Annotated in this window: 19 protein-coding genes and 1 tRNA gene; 6 read left to right on the top strand and 14 right to left on the bottom strand. The window is 67.0% G+C overall.

What is annotated here, in order from left to right; translation table 11 throughout:
- The first annotated feature begins 122 nt into the window (after window positions 1-122).
- The 3 genes from ACQPYH_RS36990 (at window position 123) to proS (ending at window position 4,645) form a co-directional block, all read left to right on the top strand.
- Window positions 123-785, top strand: a complete 663-nt coding sequence (locus tag ACQPYH_RS36990) for a pentapeptide repeat-containing protein (RefSeq protein ID WP_432881258.1) — start codon at window positions 123-125, stop codon at window positions 783-785.
- 86 nt (window positions 786-871) lie between these two features.
- On the top strand, window positions 872-3,088 hold the full coding sequence (locus ACQPYH_RS36995) for an NADP-dependent isocitrate dehydrogenase (RefSeq protein ID WP_432881260.1): 2,217 nt from the start codon (window positions 872-874) through the stop codon (window positions 3,086-3,088).
- Between the two features lie 144 nt (window positions 3,089-3,232).
- A complete protein-coding gene (proS, locus tag ACQPYH_RS37000; protein WP_432881262.1) occupies window positions 3,233-4,645 on the top strand; it encodes a proline--tRNA ligase in 1,413 nt (470 codons plus the stop codon).
- On the opposite strand, the gene ACQPYH_RS37005 is transcribed toward proS, so the two are convergent.
- The 5 genes from ACQPYH_RS37005 to ACQPYH_RS37025 form a co-directional block, all read right to left on the bottom strand.
- A complete protein-coding gene (locus tag ACQPYH_RS37005; protein ID WP_432881265.1) occupies window positions 4,642-8,142 on the bottom strand; it encodes a discoidin domain-containing protein in 3,501 nt (1,166 codons plus the stop codon). The genes proS and ACQPYH_RS37005 overlap by 4 nt on opposite strands.
- 80 nt (window positions 8,143-8,222) lie before the next feature.
- Window positions 8,223-9,206: a helix-turn-helix transcriptional regulator gene (locus tag ACQPYH_RS37010; RefSeq protein WP_432881267.1), complete on the bottom strand. Its 984-nt coding sequence runs from the start codon at window positions 9,204-9,206 to the stop codon at window positions 8,223-8,225.
- Between the two features lie 403 nt (window positions 9,207-9,609).
- Window positions 9,610-11,046 carry a GuaB1 family IMP dehydrogenase-related protein gene (locus tag ACQPYH_RS37015; RefSeq protein WP_432881269.1) on the bottom strand — a complete coding sequence of 479 codons (1,437 nt, stop codon included), beginning with the start codon at window positions 11,044-11,046 and terminating at the stop codon, window positions 9,610-9,612.
- Between the two features lie 96 nt (window positions 11,047-11,142).
- The gene (locus ACQPYH_RS37020) at window positions 11,143-11,745 is read right to left on the bottom strand and encodes a hypothetical protein (protein ID WP_432881271.1); all 603 of its coding nucleotides are present in this window, start codon (window positions 11,743-11,745) and stop codon (window positions 11,143-11,145) included.
- A complete protein-coding gene (locus ACQPYH_RS37025) occupies window positions 11,742-12,164 on the bottom strand; it encodes a hypothetical protein (RefSeq protein WP_432881274.1) in 423 nt (140 codons plus the stop codon). The genes ACQPYH_RS37020 and ACQPYH_RS37025 overlap by 4 nt, the downstream gene beginning before the upstream one ends.
- A 244-nt stretch (window positions 12,165-12,408) precedes the next feature.
- Here ACQPYH_RS37025 and ACQPYH_RS37030 point away from each other — a divergent pair, with 244 nt between their 5' ends.
- Window positions 12,409-13,002, top strand: a complete 594-nt coding sequence (locus ACQPYH_RS37030; protein WP_432881277.1) for a hypothetical protein — start codon at window positions 12,409-12,411, stop codon at window positions 13,000-13,002.
- Entirely contained in the window at window positions 12,996-14,012 is a 1,017-nt protein-coding gene (locus ACQPYH_RS37035) for a hypothetical protein (protein ID WP_432881279.1), read from the top strand. Before ACQPYH_RS37030 ends, ACQPYH_RS37035 begins: the two co-directional genes overlap by 7 nt.
- Before the next feature lie 50 nt (window positions 14,013-14,062).
- Here ACQPYH_RS37035 and katG read toward each other — a convergent pair whose 3' ends face one another.
- The 3 genes from katG to ACQPYH_RS37050 form a co-directional block, all read right to left on the bottom strand.
- Window positions 14,063-16,291: a catalase/peroxidase HPI gene (gene katG / locus ACQPYH_RS37040; protein WP_432881282.1), complete on the bottom strand. Its 2,229-nt coding sequence runs from the start codon at window positions 16,289-16,291 to the stop codon at window positions 14,063-14,065.
- Window positions 16,292-16,329: 38 nt separating this feature from the next.
- Window positions 16,330-16,755, bottom strand: coding sequence for a Fur family transcriptional regulator (locus tag ACQPYH_RS37045; RefSeq protein ID WP_130440692.1), 426 nt, complete (start codon window positions 16,753-16,755; stop codon window positions 16,330-16,332).
- 165 nt (window positions 16,756-16,920) lie between these two features.
- Window positions 16,921-17,613, bottom strand: a complete 693-nt coding sequence (locus tag ACQPYH_RS37050) for a hypothetical protein (RefSeq protein WP_130440698.1) — start codon at window positions 17,611-17,613, stop codon at window positions 16,921-16,923.
- A 110-nt stretch (window positions 17,614-17,723) separates the two neighbouring features.
- Here ACQPYH_RS37050 and ACQPYH_RS37055 point away from each other — a divergent pair, with 110 nt between their 5' ends.
- Window positions 17,724-18,338, top strand: a complete 615-nt coding sequence (locus ACQPYH_RS37055; protein ID WP_432881285.1) for a TetR/AcrR family transcriptional regulator — start codon at window positions 17,724-17,726, stop codon at window positions 18,336-18,338.
- A gap of 241 nt (window positions 18,339-18,579) precedes the next feature.
- Here ACQPYH_RS37055 and ACQPYH_RS37060 read toward each other — a convergent pair.
- From ACQPYH_RS37060 to glp, 6 genes are all read right to left on the bottom strand, one after another.
- Window positions 18,580-18,652 (bottom strand) — tRNA-Ala (locus ACQPYH_RS37060).
- A gap of 73 nt (window positions 18,653-18,725) precedes the next feature.
- Entirely contained in the window at window positions 18,726-19,502 is a 777-nt protein-coding gene (gene sepX / locus ACQPYH_RS37065) for a divisome protein SepX/GlpR (protein WP_432881288.1), read from the bottom strand.
- 97 nt (window positions 19,503-19,599) lie between these two features.
- The gene (locus ACQPYH_RS37070; protein ID WP_432881290.1) at window positions 19,600-20,217 is read right to left on the bottom strand and encodes a GNAT family N-acetyltransferase; all 618 of its coding nucleotides are present in this window, start codon (window positions 20,215-20,217) and stop codon (window positions 19,600-19,602) included.
- Window positions 20,217-20,705: a MogA/MoaB family molybdenum cofactor biosynthesis protein gene (locus ACQPYH_RS37075; protein WP_432881292.1), complete on the bottom strand. Its 489-nt coding sequence runs from the start codon at window positions 20,703-20,705 to the stop codon at window positions 20,217-20,219. The genes ACQPYH_RS37070 and ACQPYH_RS37075 overlap by 1 nt, the downstream gene beginning before the upstream one ends.
- Window positions 20,702-21,184, bottom strand: coding sequence for a cyclic pyranopterin monophosphate synthase MoaC (moaC, locus tag ACQPYH_RS37080; RefSeq protein ID WP_432881295.1), 483 nt, complete (start codon window positions 21,182-21,184; stop codon window positions 20,702-20,704). The genes ACQPYH_RS37075 and moaC overlap by 4 nt, the downstream gene beginning before the upstream one ends.
- Window positions 21,181-22,407, bottom strand: a complete 1,227-nt coding sequence (glp, locus tag ACQPYH_RS37085; RefSeq protein WP_432881297.1) for a molybdotransferase-like divisome protein Glp — start codon at window positions 22,405-22,407, stop codon at window positions 21,181-21,183. The genes moaC and glp overlap by 4 nt, the downstream gene beginning before the upstream one ends.

The raw sequence follows: 22,407 nt of genomic DNA on the forward strand, positions 1-22,407 counted from the left end.
ATCCCCAGGCCATCACAATCGACCCGACCGGGGCGATTCCCCGCTCATTGCCGTGGCCAAGCCGCAATTGTGATGGCCTGGCGATCCGCCACTTGTCGGTGCCGCCCGCTACGGTCGGTCCCGTGAAGATCGCCACGCCCCGCCTCCGCGCGCAACTCGAGTCCGCCGTCCCGACGGATGTCGGGGACGAGGAGCGGCTGCTCGATCTCGAGCTCGCGGACGTGGACCTGAGCGACCTGACGGCCGAGCACGTCGAGATCAGCGGCTGCCGGCTGACCAGGTGCAAGCTGGCCGGATCCGAGCTGGAGAAGCTGATCCTGGTCGACGCCGAGCTGGCCCAGTGCGACATCGCGAACGCCCGCTGGTCCGACGCCGCGCTGACCCGGGTCGCGATCACGGCGTCCCGCATGATCGGGTTCGCGGGCCCCGGCGCCAGCCTGCAGCACGTCACGATCCGCGATAGCGTGCTCGACTTCGCGTCGTTCCGGTTCTCGAGGTTCCAGAAGGTCGAGCTGACCGACTGCCGGCTGCAGAACGCCGACTTCGTCTCCGCGGACCTGACCGGGGCGGTGTTCCGTGGCTGCGACCTGTCCGGCGTGGAGTTCTCCCAGGTCAAGGCAGCCAAGGCGGTTTTCGTGGACTGCACCTGGGAGGGCGCGAAGGGCCTGGCCTCGCTGGCCGGTGCGATTGTCGCGGCGGCATCCCCGATCGACACGTTGGCGTTCACCAGCGCGGTGACCGCGGCGAGCGGTATCACACTTGCTCACCCCGACGAGCTCGACTGACTGATCTCCGCAGACGAGCGCTGCACGGGGCGTGAGCCTGCCCACGCCGGGGGCGGTCCGGCCGGAGGGCCCATTAGGGTGGGGCTGTGACTGACTCGACGATCATCTACACCCACACCGACGAGGCTCCGGCGCTCGCCACGTACTCGTTCCTCCCTGTCGTCCAGGCGTACGCCGGCCAGGCCGGTGTCGGAGTTGAGACCCGGGACATCTCACTGGCAGGCCGCATCCTGGCCGTCTTCCCGGAGTACCTGAAGGATGACCAGCGGATCGCGGACGCGCTGACCGAGCTCGGTGAGCTGGCCAAGACGCCCGAGGCGAACATCATCAAGCTGCCGAACGTCTCGGCCTCGATCCCGCAGCTGAAGGCCGCCGTCGCCGAGCTGCAGTCCCAGGGCTATGCCCTGCCGGAGTACCCGGACGAGCCGAAGACCGACGAGGAGCGGGAGATCCAGGCCCGCTACGACAAGATCAAGGGCTCCGCGGTGAACCCGGTGCTCCGCGAGGGCAACTCGGACCGCCGCGCGCCGGCCTCGGTGAAGAACTACGCCAAGACCCACCCGCACCGGATGGGCGCCTGGAGCGCCGACTCCAAGACCAACGTCGCGACCATGGACACCGACGACTTCCGGGCGACCGAGAAGTCGGCCGTCCTCGAGGCCGACGACGTACTGCGGATCGAGCTCGTCGGCGACGACGGGACGACCACCGTGCTGCGTGAGTCGATCCCGGTGCTGGCCGGTGAGGTCGTCGACGCATCCGTCCTGCATGTTGCCGCGCTGCGCGCGTTCCTGACCGCGCAGGTCGCCCAGGCGAAGGCCGACGACGTCCTGTTCTCGGTCCACCTGAAGGCAACGATGATGAAGGTCTCCGACCCGATCATCTTCGGCCACGTCGTCCGGGCCTTCTTCCCGGAGACGTTCGCGCAGTACGGCGACGTACTCGCGAAGGCCGGCCTGACGCCGAACGACGGCCTCGGCGGCATCCTGCACGGTATCGCGACGCTGCCCGAGGGCGCCGAGATCAAGGCGTCCTTCGACGCCGAGCTCGCCGACGGCCCCAAGCTCGCGATGGTCGACTCGGACAAGGGCATCACCAACCTGCACGTCCCGTCGGACGTCATCGTCGACGCGTCGATGCCGGCCATGATCCGTACGTCGGGGCACATGTGGGGCCCGGACGGTGCGGAGCACGACACCCTCGCCGTACTGCCGGACCACAGCTACTCCGGCATCTACCAGGCGGTCCTCGACGACTGCCGCGCGAACGGCGCGTTCGACCCGGCCACGATGGGCTCGGTGCCGAACGTCGGCCTGATGGCGCAGAAGGCCGAGGAGTACGGCTCGCACGACAAGACCTTCGAGATCCAGACCACCGGTTCGGTGCGGCTGGTGAACACCGCCGGTGACGTCGTCCTGGAGCAGGCCGTCTCGGCCGGCGACATCTTCCGCGCCTGCCAGACCAAGGACGCGCCGATCCAGGACTGGGTCAAGCTGGCCGTCAACCGGGCCCGCGCGACCGGCGACCCGGCGGTGTTCTGGCTGGACGAGACCCGGGCGCACGACGCCCAGATCATCGCGAAGGTGCAGACGTACCTGTTCGAGCACGACACCGAGGGCCTGGACATCCGCATTCTGGCGCCGGTCGACGCGATCAAGTTCTCGCTGGAGCGGATCCGCCGCGGCGAGGACACGATCTCGGTGACGGGCAACGTACTGCGTGACTACCTGACCGACCTGTTCCCGATCCTCGAGCTCGGTACGTCGGCGAAGATGCTGTCGATCGTGCCGCTGATGGCCGGCGGCGGGCTCTTCGAGACCGGTGCCGGCGGTTCGGCGCCGAAGCACGTACAGCAGCTGGTCAAGGAGAACTACCTGCGCTGGGACAGCCTCGGCGAGTTCTTCGCCCTGGCCGCCAGCTTCGAACACCTGGCCCAGGCAACCGGCAACGCCCGCGCCCAAATCCTCGCCGACACCCTAGACCGCGCCACGGCGACCTTCCTCAACGAGGACAAGTCCCCCACCCGCCGGGTCGGCGGAATCGACAACCGAGGCAGCCACTTCTACCTGTCCCTCTACTGGGCCCAAGAACTAGCCAAGCAGACCGACGACGCAGCCCTGGCCAAGTCCTTCACCCCCCTCGCCGAAACCCTCGCCGCCAACGAACAGACCATCATCACCGAACTCCTAGCAGTCCAGGGCAACCCGGTCGACCTAGGCGGCTACTACCAGCCCGACCCGGCAAAGGCTGCCGCAGTAATGCGCCCCTCCAAAACCTGGAACGAGACCCTCGCCTCGCTCTAACCCGTCGGACGCGCTCGGTGCACCCCACCAGGCGCGCCCCCTCGTCTCATCCAGCTCCCGGCGCCCGCTAGGGCGCCGGGAGCTGTTCTTTAGACCTGGGAAATGCGTGGCCGCAACGGATTTCTGGTTCTTAGACTGGCGGGCATGACTACGACCCGTTCCGTGCTTGCTTCGCAGGCGGCGGATTACCCCCGATGGTTCCAGGATGTGATTGCCAAAGCCGAGCTCGCCGACAACGGGCCCGTGCGGGGGACCATGGTCGTACGACCGTATGGCTACGGGATCTGGGAACTGTTGCAGGAGGCAATGAACCGCCGCATCAAAGCAACCGGCGCCGAAAACGCCTACTTCCCCCTCCTGATCCCCGAGAGCTACCTCCAACGCGAGGCCGAGCACGTAGAAGGCTTCAGCCCCGAGCTCGCCGTAGTAACGCATGCGGGCGGCAAACAACTCGAGGAACCCGCCGTCATCCGCCCCACCTCGGAAACCGTCATCGGCGAGTACATGGCGAAGTGGATCCAGAGCTACCGCGACCTCCCCCTCCTCCTCAACCAATGGGCCAACGCGGTCCGCTGGGAGTTGCGCCCACGCCTGTTCCTGCGCACCACCGAGTTCCTCTGGCAGGAAGGCCACACCGCCCACGCCACCTTCGAGGACGCCCGCGCGTACGCGACCAAGATCCTGTATGACGTCTATCGCGACGTCATGGTCAACGTCCTCGCGATCCCGGTCACCCCCGGCCGCAAGACCCGCCGCGAACGCTTCGCCGGCGCCATCAACACGATGACCCTCGAAGCGATGACCGGCGACGGCAAAGCCCTGCAGATGTGCACGGCCCACGAGCTCGGCCAGAACTTCGCCCGCGCCTTCGACATCGACTACCTGTCGAGCGACGGCCAACGCGAACTCGCCTGGACAACCTCCTGGGGCAGCACCACCCGCATGGTCGGCGGCCTCATCATGGTGCACGGCGACGACGCCGGCCTCCGCATCCCGCCAGCGGTCGCCCCGATCCAGGTCGTCGTGCTCGCGGTAAGAGACGAAACGATCGAGGCTGCCCAGCGCATCGCCGAAGACCTCGAGGCCGCCGGCCTGCGCGTGCTGGTCGACGATCGCACCGACCAGCCGTTCGGCCGCCGCGCGGTCAACTGGGAGCTCAAGGGCGTCCCGATCCGGATCGAGCTCGGCCCACGCGATCTGGCCGCCGAGGTGGCAACCGTCGTACGCCGTCTCCGCGACTCCACCAAGACCCCAGTCAACCTGTCCGAGCTCACGTCAACCGTCGTCAACGCAATCGACACCGACCAGGCACACCTCCTGGAGGAAGCGACTGCTCGCCACACCGCACGCACCACCGCCGTGTCGACAGTCGACGAGGCAGTGGAAGCAGCCGCGGCCGGCTGGGCCAGCCTGCCGTACGGCGTCATCGGCGAAGAGGGCGAGGACCGCCTGGCCGAGTCCGGCATGACGGTCCGCTGCCTCCAACGCCCAGACGGCACCCTGCCCCTGGACGAGACCGAACCCGACCTGATCGCGTACGTCGCCCGCTCCTACTAGCTGTTGTAGGGCTCGGCCTCCAGCCTCAAGCCGGAGGCCGAGCTCGGCGTGGTCACCGTAATCGTGCGCGTCTCACCCGGCAGCAGCCAGAAGTAGTTGTCGGAGTACGTCGCCGGCAGCACCCGCTCCCCCGCCCGATCCCGCAACGACACCCGCACCATCGCCGCGACCACCTTCCCGGTATTGCGAACCGTCGCGTGTTCGCCGCTCGAGCGCACCTCTAAACGGGCCTTGGGCAACTCATTGAGTTCCTGCATATCCGCAGGCTTCCGGTAGCGCCAATAGGTGTTCTCGGACAGCAAACCGTCGGCACCCGTGAGCTTCAACCGGAGTACGTGAAGGTCGGGCAACTCAGCTCCGAACGCCACCGCGAAGGCCTCGCGTTTGTTGCTTCCTTCAACCGTTACAGCCTGGTTGCTAGCAGCAAGCAAGTTGCCCGCGAGATCGTAGAGGTCGGCCTGGATAGTTGCCTCGACGGCCAGACGGGTGTGGTTGACGACGACCGTGGTCCAGTCGGTCTGGTTGGCCTGGACGTGGATCGCCTCGCATCCCTTGCGAGCACCGTAGTAGCTGCCGTTCACGTCCAGGTCGTAGTCGTAGGTCTGCCAAACAGTCGAATGCCAGGCCGGATGCGACATCCACAGCAGCAGCGCCGACGCGTCCGTCCACAGATGCGCGTTCCAGGCCTCGAACATCGCGCGCATGTTCTCGTAGTTCACGAACTGCGCCTTGCGGGTGAATTCCTCCAGCCCGCTGGACGATCCGAGCCGTTCGTCGATCGCGCCGAGGTACGTGTCCGGCCGCTGGTTGCCATGCGTCGACCAGTCGTGGTGGTACCACGGCGTACCGATCGGCCACCCCGGATCGCCGTCGCCGACCAGGTGGCGCATGCTCTCGACGACCGGGATCGTCGGCATGCCGATCTCGGTGTGGAAGCCGAAGTTGAACGTGTCGTAGGTGTTCGGGTCGAAATACTTGACCGGGTCAACCCAGTAGTACGGCCCGTGCCCGGACACGAACCCGGCCGCCGAATTCGGCAGGTAGAGGATCTCGTCGTCCTCTTCCCGGACCGCGGCGGTGATCGCGGCGTCGATCGCGGCCGGCGGGTTCTCCTCGTTCGCCCCGCACCAGATCACGATGCAGGGATGCGTCCGGTACCGGACGATCGTGTCGCGCGCGATCTCGGCGTACCCGGGCAGGTCGTCGGTGAACGGGCCGGCCTCCCAGAAGTCGTTCCAGACCAGGATCCCGTTCTCGTCACAGGCCTGGTAGAACTCCTCGCGCGTACTCGAGCCGATCCAGTTGCGGATCATCGTGAAGTTCATGTCCCGATGCATGCCGATTACGGCCCGCATCTTCTCCTCCGGCATCCGCCGCAGCAGCTCGTCCCAGCCCCAGTTCCCGCCCCGGCAGAACACGCGTACGCCGTTCACGCTGATCTTCAACGGCACCGGCGCGTTGCTGACGTCCTCCACGTCGGTCCACGTGGTGCCGTCCTGCGACACCTGAATCGTGAACAGCGACGCGTACGCCGTCTCCCACAACAGCTCGACCCGGTCGAACGACTTCGGAGCGCCGAGATCCACCTGGATCCATTCGTCATCGTCGTACTGCGAGGACCACCGCGTCCGGTCGTTCCCGTCGATGGCCTGCGCCGCCGGGCTCCCGTCGTCGGACGACGCAGTCGGCGTACCTTTCCGCGCCAGATCCACCGACGGATCGGACGAGTCGCGAATCGCCAACGTCCACAGCGAATAACCCCATCCGGTCGCCCGCCGACGCCCCTGGATCCGCAGGTACTGCGCCGTCTGCTTCGGGAAGGTGACGGTCTGCGCAGCGCTGTTCGTTGCCGGGTCGATCACGATCGGCAGGTCGTAGTCGTAGGCGAACTCACGGATGCCGAACGTCGTGGTCCGGCTGTCGCTCACCACCCCGCTGACGCTCGCGGTCACGGTCAACTCGTGCAAGGTGGGTTCGCCGTACCCGTTCGGCCACCACAGGTCAGGGTCGTCGAAGGTTTCTGTAGCGAAAGCCACGTCCGTGCTGGCCCCCGCCTGCATCGTGACGGTCTTACTCGCAGCACGGCCAGAGAACTGGGCCTTCACCGTGACTGTGCGAGGCGCATCGGCCGCGTTGCGGACGGGCACCGTGACTGCAACCGTCGCCCGATCGACGCTCGGCACCTTGGTCACCACACGCGGATCGCCCACGACGACATCGCCGGTCAAGCGCATCCGCACGTGGTTCCAGATACCCGCGGCTCGGTCGCGGACTGCCGGCATCCAGTCCCACCCCGATGCGGCCAGCAACGTCGGCGAGTCCAAGTACAACGTGGCGGACTGGACGAACGACTGCCCCGAATCACCTTTGTCACCAGCGGTTCCGGGATGCGGCATCGGCGTGATCTTCACCGCGAGCGCGTTTTTCGCCTTCAGCACCGCGGTGACATCAAAGGCCGCGCGCGCGAACGGATGCTTGACCGTCCCTACCTGCGTCCCATTCAGCCAGACGTCGCCTTGGTGGTTGATGCCGTCAAACTCGAGCCACACCCGCGACCCGTTCCCAGCCGGCGGGTCGAACTTCCGTTGGTACCACCAAGCGTGCCTGCTAAGCGCCTCCGGGACCTCGAGGTTGTTCATCCCCTCGACCGGATCCGGCAGGTGCCCCTGCTCCACCAGCGATCCGAGCACGGTGCCGGGCACCGTCGCAGGCAGCCAGGTCGACGTGTCCCTACCCGGTTGCGCGAGTACGGCGCCATCCGTCGTACCAGCGAAGTCGTCCATCGTCAGCGTCCAGCCGGACTCGATCGGGAACGTCCCATCATCGGCCTTCCGCAGCGCCGGCGGCTTGTCGGTGTGCCGCCCCCAATCGGTCCAGCCCCTGGCCGGCGGACGGGATGCCGTCGTGGTGCCATAGACCTGGAAACCGTTCAAACCAAGGGCATTCGCGTTCGCCTGCCGCGTCCCGGTCAGACGCACGTACTGCGCGGTGACCGGACTGTCCAGCGCGATGTCGACCGTACCGCCCGGACTGTTGGTCGCCTGATGAACCGTGTGCCAGGAGACGCCGTCCGTCGAGGTGTCCACGCGGAAGTCGAGCGGCGAACTCGACAGCAACTCCTGACCGGTCGTGTTCCCGTACGGATTCCCGCCGGAGAAGTCGAACGCCGGGTCCTGTGCCGTCGCCTCGAACGTCAACCGCACCGCATCCACCCGGCATCGCCCCTGCAGATCCACCACGATCCACTGCGGATCACCCCCGGCCGCCCGCCACCCGGAGCCGCGCACGCCCGGCACCGCCAGCCCGTCGACGACGAACTCGGGCGGCGTCGCGGCGTACGCACTCGACGATGCGCGCACCGGCCGATAGCGGGCGAGATCCGTGGCTGAGGCAGCCGGTGCGGCCGCATGCGACGGAAGCGACGGCAGGGTCAGGCTGGCGAGGAGCCCGCCGCTCGTGGCCAGGAAGGCACGGCGGGACACAGGATCGAGCGACACGAGGGCCTCCCAGGGCGGTGGGATAATTCGGAATTAACAGCCCTCCGGAAGTTACTTCATGTCTTCAAGTATGTCGAGGGTCAGCGCGCCAAGTACTTGCGGACGTCATCGCTCACCTGCCCACGACTACGGAATCCGTACTTGCGAAGGATCGCACTCAGGTGCGTCTTGACCGTGTTGAGGCTGATGCCGAGCTCGACGGCCAGCTGGTCGTTGTCGAGACCGTCGGCGAGGAGTACGGCAACCGTCTGCTGCGTCTTGGTCAGGCTGATGAACCGACGCTCAGGCCCCTCGTCGGTCTCCATCAGCATCTCGATCAGCTCGGACTGGATGTGCTCGGTCGCGTCGACGATCCGCTCGAGATGCGTCCGTACGGCGGCACTCAGATCGGGCTCGTTCTCCGCTTCCGCTGCGATCTCGCGGATCGATGCGACGCGGTGGGTCAGGTACTCCATCACGTGGTCGGACGTCAGCAGGTTCGGCCCGACGTCACCCGCGGGCAGTCGCCGCAAGGCATCCCGGTCCTCGCCTTCACGCGTCAGCACCCGCTCCACCACAGAGCACAGCCACTCAAACGCTCGTACTGCGTTGTCGTCGTACGACTTGGGCTCGTAGCTCTGCATCGACAACATCCCGAACAACTGATCGGGCCCGTCCTTCGACGGCCGGAAGATCGGCACCGTCACGACATCCTCGGACCGCCGCCCCGCATCCCCCACCGGTACGCCGGCGTGCAGCGCGAACCCGTTGTCATAGGCGAACCGGTACGTCTGGCGGTTCTTGACCACCCACGCCGTTTGTCCGTTCGGTCCGAAGTTGTGGCTGTCCGGGCTGACGTAATGCCCGATGTCGTAGCCGTACGGGTACCGCACCCGGCTGCTGCCCTGCAGGAATCCGACGAAGAACGCGTCGACGCGCGCGAGCTTCCCGGCTACGACCCGGACGTAGTCGTACAGGCCGTAGTGATCGGAGCGGAACAGCGCTTCGATCTTGTGGTAGGCCTCGCGCAGGATGATCGCGGTCTCTGCGTCAACCCGCAGCGGGACGCCCTTGTCTGACTCCACAACGTCGGCTCCCCACACAGCACGGCTGTGCCGATCCCTTGACTATGCCGCTGTACCAGCGACTTGCCAAGCGATGCCAGGTGATTGTGGACAGCTGTTGTGGAGGGACGGCGGTCGCGGGCGGTGAGTGTGAGCTCCCGAGTCGCCCTCCCAAGCCTCGGCCGAACTCTCCTGCACCACCCGCGACCACGAGTGGGACACCTATAACTGTTGAGCCCCCGCGTCGATCGATCCCACGCCCCCTGCGAGATCGGCGACCCCCCGACGGTCGTTTCGGTGTCCCTTCCTCCCCCCGCTGATTACACGGTGCCACCGAACGCCGACGGTGACTATCGCCCTCCGCATGATCTTGTTGTGCCCTCGATCTCACCCCGGGGGTGAGATCGGATGTATACGATTACACCTACCAGCTCGTGTCGAGCGGCTTGCCCTCGGCGTACCCGGCGGCAGTCTGCAGCCCGACCACAGCCCGCTCGTGGAACTCGGCGAGGGTCGCGGCACCGACGTACGTGCAGGAACTGCGGATGCCGGAGACGATCGAATCCAGCACGTCCTCCACGCTCGGGCGCTCCGGGTCGAGGTACATCCGCGCGGTCGAGATGCCCTCCTCGAAGATGCTCTTCCGGGCCCGCTGGAACGGCGTGTCGTCGGCCGTCCGGGACCGTACCGCCCGCGCGGACGCCATCCCGAAGCTCTCCTTGTAGATCCGGCCCTGGCTGTCGCGGTGCGGGTCGCCGGGCGACTCGTACGTACCGGCGAACCACGATCCGATCATCACGCTCGACGCCCCGGCCGCCAGGGCGAGCGCGACATCGCGCGGATACCGTACGCCGCCGTCCGCCCACACATGCTTGCCGAGCTCACGGGCCCGCGTCGCGCATTCGAGCACCGCGGAGAACTGCGGACGACCGACGGCTGTCTGCATCCGCGTCGTACACATCGCGCCCGGCCCGACGCCGACCTTCACGATGTCGGCGCCCGCGTTGACGAGATCCGTGACGCCCTCGGCGGTGACCACGTTGCCGGCCACGATCGGCACCGTCGGACCCAGTGCACGAACCCGCTCGACGACCTCGAGCATCCGCTCCTGATGCCCGTGCGCGGTGTCGATCACGAGGACGTCGATGCCGACGTCGAGCAACGCCTTCGCCTTCTGCTCGGCATCCCCGTTGATCCCGATCGCGGCGGCGATCCGCAGCTTGCCGTTCGCATCCAGCGCCGGTTCGTACAAGGTGGCGCGCAGCGCACGCTGCCGCGTCAGAATGCCGACGATCTGCTCATTCGCATCCACCACCGGCGCAAGCCGATGCCGCCCGTCGTGCAGTTGGTTGAACGCCGACTCCGGATCGATCCCCTGCGGCAACGTCAGCAACTCCCGGGACATGATCCCTTCGAGCTGCGTGAAGCGATCCACACCCGCACAGTCCGCCTCGGTCACCACCCCGACCGGCCGCCCGTGATCGACAACCACGACCGCGCCGTGATTCCGCTTCGGCAACAGGTTCAACGCCTCACCCACGGTCCCCGTCGGCGGCAACGTCAACGCGGTGTCATGCACCGGATCCCGCTGCTTGACCCAAGCAACCACCTCGGCCACCACATCCACGGGAATGTCCTGCGGAATAACCGCCAGTCCCCCACCCCGAGCCATAGCCTCCGCCATCCGCCGCCCCGACACAGCAGTCATGTTCGCGGCAACCACCGGAATCGAAGCCCCACTCCCGTCCCCCGTCGAAAGATCAACATCCAACCGCGACGCAACCCGAGACCGATTAGGCACCAGAAACACATCACTGAAGGTGAGATCGCCCGCAGCCCCCCGCCCATCCTGAAACCGCATGGCACGACCCCTTCCGCCCAGTGAACAAACCCAACCACCCTGACACGTCAACCATCCCCGGACAAGGCAGTCACAGCTGGTGTGCCCTGGCTCTCGTCATCGATCGAGGCTGCGGTCCTGGCGTGGTGGGGAGTCCGCGCCTCGGCGGCCGAACTGGGAGGACGCCAGCGGTCGCGATGTCGCCAACGGCACCTGTCCGGGAAACGCGTGGGCGATGGCGCGGTTGGCGTCGAGCTCCGCACGGCGCTGCGCCTGGTTCTGCTTGAGACTGGGCATCCGATCACCGAACGCATTCAGCCCAGGTTGACGATCGTGGAGATTCCGATTGAGCCGAGCACACGTGTGCTCGTAGATGTTGCCGACACCCTGCCGCGGCTTAACAGCCAGCAACTCCCGCCGCGGCAGCCCGCCAGGCCCCGCAGGCGGCATCTCCCGAAACACCAACCGATAGTCCGCCCTCTGCTGCGGATCCGACTGCAGATAAGCAGTAACGCAATCCCGCAGATCCCCTTTCCCAGACTCGTATCCGAGCGCATGACGGCCATCCGTGGTCCCGTCGGCCAGCTGCTTCATCTGAGCAAGCACCTGCTGTCGAAGAAAGACCCTGCTCGGATCGGCACGTGCTTCGGCCGCCAGCCGCCTCAGATCTTCAGCGAACTTGTCGCTGACAATGACCTCGTACTGCGGCGAGCCGCTCACGGAATCTCATCGTCGGCACGGCGGAGATTCTCAAGGTCCTTCACCGCCTCCGGGCCCATCAGCTCCGCGAGCTCGTCGAGGGTCATCGCGCGGCTGGTCGGGAGCGGCTCCGTGGCGTAGACACGACGGGTCGGATCGTCGATCGTCCCGGGCTGCGGTTCATCGTCGCCGCGCAACTGGCGGTACTGCGAGGTCGACAAGATGACGGCCTCCGGCTCCTCACCGTCGCCCCACACCACCGGCGCGAACTCCCCGGCCCGGATCGCCGCGACCATCTCCACGAGCTCCGCCCCGACGGCCTCCGCCGCTACCACCCCAGGACGACGCTCGAACTTCGACTCCCCACCAAGATCCTTGAACTGGTCATACGTGAGCAGCACCGCCTCCGGCACCCCGCCGTCCCCAAAACTGAACGCCATCGTCCGCCCACGCCGAAACCGGTCCAGCACCCCCACGACATCACGCCGCACATCCTCAACCGACCGAACCCCAGAACCATCAGTAGCCACCCCCCGACCTTACGACGCAACAACCGCCCGAGGCGCCGCCTATCCACAGTCATCGGATCCAATTGCAGGAAGCTGCAGCCCTGTGGATAACCCCACCGACGAACACCCTCCGTATGCAACCCTTACACCACCAGTACCAAAGAACGGAGCCCCAATGCCGCGCCCGGCCCTCGGCCCCACTGCCGCAGCCCTCAGCACCCTCCTCCTGCTGACCGCCTGCCAAGGCTCCCCAGAAGCCGGCCGCCCCGACACGACCCCCACGTCACCGCCGTCGTCGGCTACTCCGACACCGACCCCGACACCGACCCCGACACCGTCGCCTGAGACTCAGGCAGTCGCGGCGGCATCCGCGGCGTACCGGGGTTTCATCGCGGCGACAGATGTCTCGTACAGCAGCGGCGGCGTCGACGTCACGGCGCTGAACAAGTACGCGAGCGGCGTCATGCTGGCAGCCGAACTCAACCAGGCGAAGACCTTCCGCGGCCGGAAATGGCACTCCGTCGGCCAGCAACAGATCATCTGGATCAAGCCGATGACCATCGGCAAGCCAGACGCCGGCGGTCAGATCAACGACCTGATCCTCAGCGCATGCGTCGACTCCTCCACGGCCACTGCTGTCGATGCCCACGGCAAGAGCGTCAAGCTCCCCGGAACACCTACCCAGACCGTCGACGAGATGCGCATGCGGCGAATCCAGGGCCTGTGGAAAGCAGACTTCCCACAGAGTAGGAAGGCGGCGAAGTGCTGATCCCCAAGCTCGTCGGCGTAGCGGTTGTCCTGGTCGTTGTCGGCGCATCGGCGGCTAGCGCCGATCCCACACCCAACACACCTTCTTGCGTCATCAACCGGCTCACCGGGCAGTGTGATGTGTCGGTCGGCGACGACGGGCACCCGCCGACCGAGTCCGTGACGTCGAAACCCGGACTGAAGAAGCCCGGTCGATCTGCCTGCGTGTTCGAAGGGCAGGTGGTGCCTTGTCGGACTGCAGACGGGTTTTTCGACGCAGCGTCAGGTTGCTATCTCACCCCGATCGATGTGCCGAGGTCGCTGGTCAATCCAGCTGACGCGAGCCAGTACCCGCCTGGCACCAAGTTCTACGACTGTTGGGTGATTCTCAGCGTCGTAGACGGCAAGCCGGAAGGTATCGAGAAGTTCGAGTCGGTGATCCGGCGGCCGGGGCAGACGCGGACTATTGATCCGAGGGAGGCGGCGCGGCGGGTTGTGAGGACTATGAACTTCATTGCGCCTCAGCTTGGGGTGTCGCCGTATGTGCAGAGTGCTGGTCAGGTCGGGATCGTGAATGTGCCGATCTGGATGTGGGTGACCGATCCTGGCGCGACGACGACCGGGCCGCAGACCAAGCGGGCGGCGATCGAGGGCGTTGGGATCGAGGCGACCGGCACTGTCGAGCGGATCGAGTGGGCGATGGGTGCGGGCACGACCGTTACCTGCAAGGGCGCTGGGACCGCGTTCACGACGGCGATGGCGGACGGCAAGTCGCTCAAGGATATGCCGTCCTCGCCGACGTGCGGCTACAAGTACGCCAAGACCTCCCGCTGTGAGAAGGGCGGCACCTTCACCGTCACGGCGACGGCGTACTGGAATGTGCACTGGACCGGCGGTGGCATGGAGGGCGACATCCCACTCGACTTCAGTCGCTCGATACCGCTCCAGGTCACCGACCTGCGCCCGGTCCTCGTCGACCCGGATGGCGGCTCGAGCACCCCGTCGGTCGCGCCGCAATCCTGCAGCAACTGAAGAACCGGCTCCCCCTGGGCAGGAAGAGCCGGTTTTCAGTTGCTTATGCGTTACCGCAGGTCGAAGCGGTCCAGTTCCATGACCTTGTGCCAGGCGGCGACGAAGTCCGTGACGAACTTCTGCTTGGCGTCGTCGGAGGCGTAGACCTCGGCGACGGCGCGGAGTTCGGAGTTTGAGCCGAAGACCAGGTCGGCGCGGGTGCCGGTCCACTTGACCTTGCCGTCGACGGTGGCTTCGAACGTCTCCTGGCTGTCGTCGGCGGCGTGCCATTCGGTGCCGAGGTCGAGCAGGTTCGCGAAGAAGTCGTTCGTGAGCGTGCCCGGGTTGTCGGTCAGTACGCCGGACTTCGAGCCGTCGTAGTTCGCGCCGAGGACACGCAGGCCGCCGACCAGGACGGTCAGCTCCGGCGCGCTCAGCGTGAGCAGGTTCGCCCGGTCGAGCAGCAGGTACTCCGCCGGGAGCCGGTTGCCCTTGCCGTAGTAGTTGCGGAAGCCGTCCGCAACCGGCTCGAGCGCGGCGAACGAGTCAGCGTCCGTCTGCTCAGCCGACGCGTCGGTCCGGCCCGGCGTGAACGGTACGACGACGTCGTACCCGGCGTTCTTCGCAGCGACCTCCACACCGACACCGCCGGCGAGGACGATCACGTCGGCCAGTGATACCGGCTTGCCGAACGACTGCTGGATGCCCTCGAGCGTCCGCAGTACCTGCGCCAGCTCGTCCGGGTTGTTGACCTCCCAGCCGGCCTGCGGCTGCAGGCGGATGCGGGCACCGTTGGCGCCACCGCGCTTGTCGCTGCCACGGAACGTCGACGCCGACGCCCATGCGACCGAGACGAGCTGCGAGACCGACAGCCCGGAGGCCGCGATCGCAGCCTTCAGCGCGGTCACATCGGCCTCACCCACGAGCTCGTGGTCAACGGCCGGCAGCGGGTCCTGCCAGATCAGTACCTCGCTCGGAACCTCCGGGCCGAGGTACCGGACGACCGGACCCATGTCGCGGTGGGTCAGCTTGAACCAGGCCCGCGCGAACGCGTCCGCGAACTCGTCCGGGTTGTCCTTGAACCGGCGCGAGATCGGCTCGTAGATCGGGTCGAAACGCAGCGCCAGGTCCGTCGTCAGCATGGTCGGCTTCTGCTTCTTGGCCGGGTCGAACGCGTTCGGGATGATCTCCTCGGCGTCCTTGGCCACCCACTGGTTCGCACCGGCCGGGCTCTTCGTCAGCTCCCACTCGTAGCCGAACAGGAGGTTGAAGAAGTCGTTGCCCCACTTGGCCGGCGTGGTGGTCCAGGTGACCTCCAGACCGCTGGTGATCGCGTCCGGGCCGTGGCCGGTGTTGTACGTGTTGCGCCAGCCGAGACCCTGGTGGTCCATCGGCGCGCCCTCCGGCTCGGCGCCGACGTACTGCTCCGGGTCGGCCGCACCGTGCGTCTTGCCGAAGGTGTGGCCGCCGGCGATCAGCGCGACGGTCTCCTCGTCGTTCATCGCCATCCGGCCGAAGGTCTCGCGGATGTCGCGGGCCGAGGCGATCGGGTCCGGGTTGCCGTTCGGGCCTTCCGGGTTCACGTAGATGAGGCCCATCTGGACCGCACCCAGCGGCTTCTCCAGCTCACGGTCGCCGGTGTAGCGCTCGTCGCCCAGCCACGTGGTCTCCGGGCCCCAGTAGACGTCGTCCTCCGGCTCCCACACGTCCGTGCGGCCACCGGCGTACCCGAAGGTCTTGAAGCCCATCGTCTCGAGCGCGACGTTGCCGGTCAGGATCAGCAGATCGGCCCAGGAGAGCTTCTGGCCGTACTTCTTCTTCACCGGCCAGAGCAGGCGGCGCGCCTTGTCCAGGTTGGCGTTGTCAGGCCAGCTGTTCAGCGGGGCGAACCGCTGCTGACCCGCACCGGCGCCGCCGCGGCCGTCGCTGATCCGGTACGTGCCAGCGCTGTGCCAGGCCATCCGGATCATCAGCGGGCCGTAGTTCCCGAAGTCGGCCGGCCACCAGTCCTGCGAGGTGGTCAGCACCTCGGCGATGTCCGCCTTCACCGCGGCCAGGTCGAGGCTCTGGAACGCGGCCGCGTAGTCGAACTCCTCGCCGAGCGGGTTCGCCACCGCGGGGTTCTTGGCCAGGATCTTCAGGTTCAGCTGGTTCGGCCACCAGCCGCGGTTCGCGTTCCCGCTGGTCGGGTGCACACCCTGACCGTGGGCGACGGGGCAACCGCCGGACGCCTGCGCATCCTCTTCGCCGCGGCTCTCCTCGCTGCCTTCACCGGGCAGTGGCTCATGGATCTCGGACATCAGATTCCTTCCAGGACTGGACTTTTCGGATGGAAAGATCAGGTACGGCGTGAGCAGTCGGCGCACAGCCCCCAATAGATGACCTCGGCCTCGTCGATGACGAACCCGTGGTCCTCGGACGCGGTCAGACAGGGTGCATGCCCGACCGCACAGTCGACGTCGGCGATGGCACCGCACGACCGGCAGACGGCGTGGTGATGGTTGTCGCCCACGCGCGACTCGTACCGCGCCACCGACCCCAGCGGCTGGATCCGCCGCACCAGACCCGCCGCCGTCAACGTGTGCAGCGAGTCGTACACCGCCTGGTGCGACGCCTGGGGCAATTCGTTGCGCACGGCACCGATAATCGAGTCCGTGTCCGAATGCGGAAACTCGTACACCGCGGCCAGCACCGCCACCCGCGGCCGAGTCACCCGCAACGAAGCCCCACGCAACAACCCCTGGAGCTCATCCACCGTCGGCACGCCCCAGAGTCTTCCCCCTTTTCTGGAACGAGTCAAGATTAGCTGACGCGATTCTCAACCTGAGACAACTCAGACCCGAAGATTCTCCAAGTCCGCCAACGCCTCGCTCGGTGAGAAGGTGCCTGAGACGGATCCTTGCCTCAGGCACCTACCCCCCTCGATGTATCAGCCGGCTGCAGCCGGGACCGGAGCTTGCCTGGGCCGTGCGACGACCGCAGTACGGCGGGAACTGCGGAGGACGCTGATGCTCACGGCGAGCGTCCACAGGCTCCAGAGTGCGCCCATGCTGGCCGTCGTACCCCAGCCCTGAGCGCTGTAGAAGTTCGCCGGGTCGTCGCCGAAGTACAGCGCTGGGACGAAGGCGAGGTTGATCGCCGCGAGTACGAACGCGGACCAGCCGACCCACTTCGGCAGCAGCCGCAACCGGTAGACGACGATGCCGAGTGCGATCAGGAACAACCCCATCAGCAGGCGTGAAATCAGACCCTGCATCAGGTACTGCGCTCCCGCGAACGGACCCTCCTTCGTGGTGTCGATGTCGTGGTCGGTGACGATCGCGGCGCCGGCCTCCATCGACTGCGGCACGAACACCATCGCCACCCAGAGCAGCCCGGCCGTCTGGATCACGCCCGCGATCCAGTCCGACGCGACGTCGACCTGGTGGATCAACTGACGCAGGCCGGTGAAGAACAGGATGTAGAACACGCAGCCCACGATCCCGATCAGGCTGCGCGTCAGGATGTTCCAGTCCGGCGGGGCACCGGAGTACAGGAAGTACAGCGGCACCTGGACCACGATCAGTGCGCTCGCGATGACCCCGAACAGCCCCGCATACCTGCGAATCACGACTTCGGACACGGCGGTTCCCCTCTCGAAGTTGACGAGACGTCTCGTCTCATGACGAGACGCTAAGTCTCGCCTCGGGTCACTGTCAAGACACAACGTCTCGTCTCGTGTAAGCTCCGGACATGGCGACACCCTCGACCCCCGCGCCCCGTTCGGCGCCGAACCCCGACCGCCGCAGCGAGCGCGCCCGCCAGGCAATCCTGGACGCGGCCCTCGAACTCTGCGGCGAGCAGCTCTACGCCGGCCTCACCATGGAGGGCATCGCCAAACGAGCCGGCGTAGGCAAGCAGACCATCTACCGCTGGTGGCCGTCGAAGGCGGCCATCCTCCTGGAAGCAATCGAGGAACGCGGCCGCAGCACCCTAGACTTTCCCGACACCGGCAACCTCGAAGCCGACCTGAGAACCCAAATGACCCAGGTAGCCCAAGCCTTCGCCAGCCCCATGTTCGCCGCCTACAGCAAGGGCCTGATAGCCGCCGCCCAAAGCGACCCCGACATCGCCAACGCGGTAGTCGAATCCATCATCAAACCCCGAGTTGACCTCTGCATAGAACGCCTATCCAAGGCCCAATCAGCAGGCGAACTCCGCCAAGACGTAGACCTGGCGGACCTAGTAGAGCTCCTCTACGCCCCCCTCTACTACCGCCTACTCCTACACACCCGCCCCGTCACCAACAACCAGGTAGACACAATCCTGAACCTAGCCCTAAACGGCGCAGCACAAGACAAGAAGTAAACCCACCCCCAGCCATCAGCAGACCGCCCAACCCAACCCAAGCTGGCGAGCCAACCGCCCACCCCAACCCAAGCTGGTGACCTAACCGCCCAGCCCAACCCCAGCCGCCGAGCGAAGCGAAGGCACAGGGGGTGCGGGTGGCGGAGCCCCCGCCGGCGGCGAGCGAAGCGAAGCCGCACAAATAACGAGGGCGAGGCGGTCAACGCAGGAACTGCGTGACACACCTCGCCCATCGCCCTCGTGGAGCTGAGGGGATTCGAACCCCTGGCCTCTTCGTTGCGAACGAAGCGCGCTACCAACTGCGCCACAGCCCCGAGCTGGTCGCCTTGGTTTCCCTGGCGACCGCGAAACTCTAACACGTAGAGGCCCGGACTCTAAAACCGGATATCAGTCGCCGACGGCGCGTTTCACCTCGGGTTCTTCGGGCGCAACGGGCTCGGCAACGACGGGCTTCTCGGCGGGGTCCGTCGTACGTGCGCTGGAGAAGACTTCGTCGTCGGTGAGGGAGATCGTGCGCACCGTCCGGTCGGGCGCCTTCTCCTTCAGGACGTACGTCGGAAGCGTCACCGGCACCGGGTCCCAGAGGCCTTCGGCAGCAGGCTTCTCGGCGGGCTTGGCCGGCGCAGGAACGTCGGGGAGCTTGACCTCGATGGTCATCTCCTCGTCAGGTGTCGGCGCCGGCTTGCCGGCGGGTCCGCGGTCGTGCTGGGCCTGGATGCGCGTACGCCGTTGGTCCGCGATCCGCGCACGCGTCCGCGCCTGCCGCCGCAGCTGCACCCGGGTGAGTACGACGAACCCGAGGATCGCTGCGCCGGGGATCGCGACCGACCACCACGGCACCATCGCGAGTCCGGCGAGCGCGACGACCGACAGCAGCGAAAGGGTCAGGATCGACAGCACCCGCCGACGGCGCATTGCGGCCACCCGGCGGGCTCGGTTAGGGACGTACCGCTTCGGCGGCGAAGGGTCGTCGGCGGCGGTCGGGCCGGGCGGGCGGACGACGTACCGCGGTCGCGACGGGTCGCGGGAGAGCACCCGCGCTTCGGCGGATGACGGCACGACTGGTTGCCGCCGCGCCTCGTCGCCTCGCTTCAGCCACATCGGGACGAGGTAGGCAGCCCAGGCGGCGACGATCGCCACATAGATCAGCCCTGTCGTCCCCATGCGACGACGCTAAGGTGCGGCGGGGGCCAGATGGGGTACGTGAGACGGTGTGTCGCAAGAAGACTCGTGTGACTGATGTGAATAGCACGCACGGTAGTCATTGCAATCGCGCTACGAGACCGGGCCCGACCTCTTCGACGTTGAGCGCGAAGATGCGGTGGTCGCGCCAGTCGCCGTCGATGTGCAGGAACCGCGGCCGCTCGCCTTCGTACCGGAAGCCGAGCTTGTCCACGACGCGCAGACTTGCCTTGTTCTCCGGGCGGATCGCGACTTCGATCCGGTGCAGGCCGAGGGTGAACCAGCAGTGGTCGGCGGCCATGGCGACAGCGGTCGGCACGATCCCGCGACCGGCGTACTGTTCGTCGACCCAGTAGCCGAGGTTGGCCCAGCGCGCCGATCCGTACGTGATGCCGGACACCGTGAGCTGTCCGACCAGGGGCCACTTCGACCGCGCGCCGACGCCGGCCGCACCGCCGTACGTGATGACGAACGGGAGCATGCGTCCGTACCGCGCCTGCCGGTTCCAGTCACGTGCCATGGCGCGGAAGGTGCGCGCACCGTCCTCCGCACCGGGTGGCTGGGTCGCGTCCCAGGGCCGTAGCCAGCTGACGTTCCGCTGGCGTGCAGCGGCCCACTCTCCGCCGTCGCCTGCCCGTAAAGGCCGCAGCCCGACCTGTCCGTGCTGCAGCTCGACAGGCCAGTGCACGATCGCCATCAGTCGGTGTCCGTCCGCACATGGTCCCCGCCGTGTACCTGCTCGACCGCATGTCGCAGCAGCGGTTCCAGTACGGCGAGACCGTCCTTCACCCCGCCACGTGATCCGGGCAGGTTGACGATGACCGTAGTACCTGCGACTCCGGCCAGTCCACGCGACAGTGCGGCTGTCGGTATTCCGTTGGCGACGCCGTACGCCCGGATCGCTTCAGCAATCCCGGGCACGACCTTGGACAGCACAGCGGCCGTCTGCTCGGGCGTCTCGTCGGTTGGCGAGATCCCAGTGCCACCTGTCGTCAGCACGACGTCGTACGACGCCTCGACAGCGGCGCGCAACGCATCGCCGACCGGTGGGCCATCGGGAACGACAGACGGCCCGGACACCTCGAAGCCCCATTCGGTGAGCCGTGACGCGATGAGCGGACCTGTGGTGTCGGTGTAGATCCCAGCGGCCGCACGGTTGGACACGCTGACGACAAGAGCCCTCACGGCCGCTCCCAGTGCCCGGTCTTGCCGCCCTCTTTCAACTCCACCCGTACGTCGGTCAGCACAGCCGCCGGATCCAGCGCCTTCACCATGTCGATGACAGCAAGCCCAGCGACCGCAACAGCAGTCAGGGCTTCCATCTCGACACCGGTGCGGTCGGTCGTCTTCACCTGCGCCCGGATCAGTACGGCGTCGTCCGCCACCTCGAGGTCGACCTTGGCGCCGGTGATCGCGATCGGATGGCACAGCGGTACCAGGTCGGGCGTCCGCTTCGCGCCCATGATCCCGGCGATCCGGGCGACGCCGAGCGCATCACCCTTCGGTACGCCGTCCCCGCGCAGCGCGGCCACCACCTCGGCCGAGACCAGAACCTTGCCGCTGGCAACAGCTCGCCGGCTGCCGACGTCCTTGGCCGACACGTCGACCATCCGCGCGGCCCCGGTCTCGTCGACATGGGTCAGCCCGGCAGGCGGCTCGGTCATCCGGTCTCCTCGTCCAGCAGCATGAGCTCTACCTGGTCGCCGGCCCGGACTGCTGTTACGTCCTCGGGCACGATGATCAGTGCGTTCGCGCGGCTCAACCCGCCGAGCAGGTGCGAGCCGTGCCCGCCGACTGTACTGGCCATCCAGCCCTGGTCGCCGGAGGTGGCCGTTGCGCGGACGAACTGCCGCCGTCCAGCGGGTGAGCTGAACCCGTCCAGCGTCACGCCCGGGACCAGTGCGCGCCGGTACGGCATCTGGCCCATCATCTTGCGCAGTGCGGGCCGTACGAACACCTCGAACGACACGTACGCCGACACCGGGTTGCCCGGCAGCGTGAAGATCGGCACCTCGTCCTCACCGATCACACCGAACCCCTGCGGCTTCCCCGGCTGCATGGCGACCTGCGGGAAGTCCACAGTGCCCAGCTTGGACAGCTCCTCCTTCACCACGTCGTACGCGCCCATGCTGACGCCACCTGTGGTGATGACGAGGTCAGCACGAACCAGCTGGTCGGACAGGGTGTCCATGATCCGCTTGGGGTCGTCGTCGACGATGCCGACGCGGTAGACCACCGCTCCGGCGTCCCGCGCACAAGCGGCCATGGTGTAGCTGTTCGAGTCGTAGATCTGCCCGTCACCCAGCCGGCTCCCCGGCTCGCGCAGCTCGGCACCGGTCGAGATCACTACGACCCGCGGTCGCGGGCGAGCCTTCACCCGCGCCCTGCCGACAGCAGCCAGTACGGCGATCTGCCGCGGCCCCAGGGTCGTGTCGCGGTCCAGCACCTGTACTCCGGCCGTCACGTCCTCGCCTGCATGCCGCACCGAACCACCGACCGGCGGCTGCTGGGTGATGCGGACGTTGACCGTCCCACCGTCGGTCCACTCGACCGGTACGACGCTGTCGGCGCCGCGCGGCATCGGTGCGCCGGTCATGATCCGCACGCAGGTGCCGGGGGTCACCACGATCGGCTCGCTCCGACCGGCCCGGAACTCCCCTACTACCGGCAGGGCGATCGGGTTCTCGTCGGAGGCGCCGGCCAGGTCACCGGCCTGGACGGCGTACCCGTCCATGGCCGAGTTGTCGAACCCGGGGAGGCTCACCCCCGAGACGATGTCCTCACACAGCACCAAACCGACCGCGTCCATCAGCGGCTGGTCGAACGCGGGCAGGGCCGTCACTCGCCCGAGCACAGCCTCCAGATGCTCATCCACACTCCGTCTCAC

Origin of the sequence: Kribbella sp. CA-245084 (assembly GCF_050942355.1) — a bacterium.
Lineage (GTDB): Bacteria > Actinomycetota > Actinomycetes > Propionibacteriales > Kribbellaceae > Kribbella.

What these genes read in the sequence shown, in the direction of transcription:
- proS (WP_432881262.1), top strand. Translation starts at nt 3,233, where the DNA reads ATGACTACGACCCGTTCCGTGCTTGCTTCGCAGGCGGCGGATTACCCC.
- ACQPYH_RS37015 (WP_432881269.1), bottom strand. Translation starts at nt 11,046, where the DNA reads ATGCGGTTTCAGGATGGGCGGGGGGCTGCGGGCGATCTCACCTTCAGT.
- ACQPYH_RS37025 (WP_432881274.1), bottom strand. Translation starts at nt 12,164, where the DNA reads ATGGCGTTCAGTTTTGGGGACGGCGGGGTGCCGGAGGCGGTGCTGCTC.
- ACQPYH_RS37030 (WP_432881277.1), top strand. Translation starts at nt 12,409, where the DNA reads ATGCCGCGCCCGGCCCTCGGCCCCACTGCCGCAGCCCTCAGCACCCTC.
- katG (WP_432881282.1), bottom strand. Translation starts at nt 16,291, where the DNA reads ATGTCCGAGATCCATGAGCCACTGCCCGGTGAAGGCAGCGAGGAGAGC.
- ACQPYH_RS37055 (WP_432881285.1), top strand. Translation starts at nt 17,724, where the DNA reads ATGGCGACACCCTCGACCCCCGCGCCCCGTTCGGCGCCGAACCCCGAC.
- sepX (WP_432881288.1), bottom strand. Translation starts at nt 19,502, where the DNA reads ATGGGGACGACAGGGCTGATCTATGTGGCGATCGTCGCCGCCTGGGCT.
- ACQPYH_RS37070 (WP_432881290.1), bottom strand. Translation starts at nt 20,217, where the DNA reads ATGGCGATCGTGCACTGGCCTGTCGAGCTGCAGCACGGACAGGTCGGG.
- moaC (WP_432881295.1), bottom strand. Translation starts at nt 21,184, where the DNA reads ATGACCGAGCCGCCTGCCGGGCTGACCCATGTCGACGAGACCGGGGCC.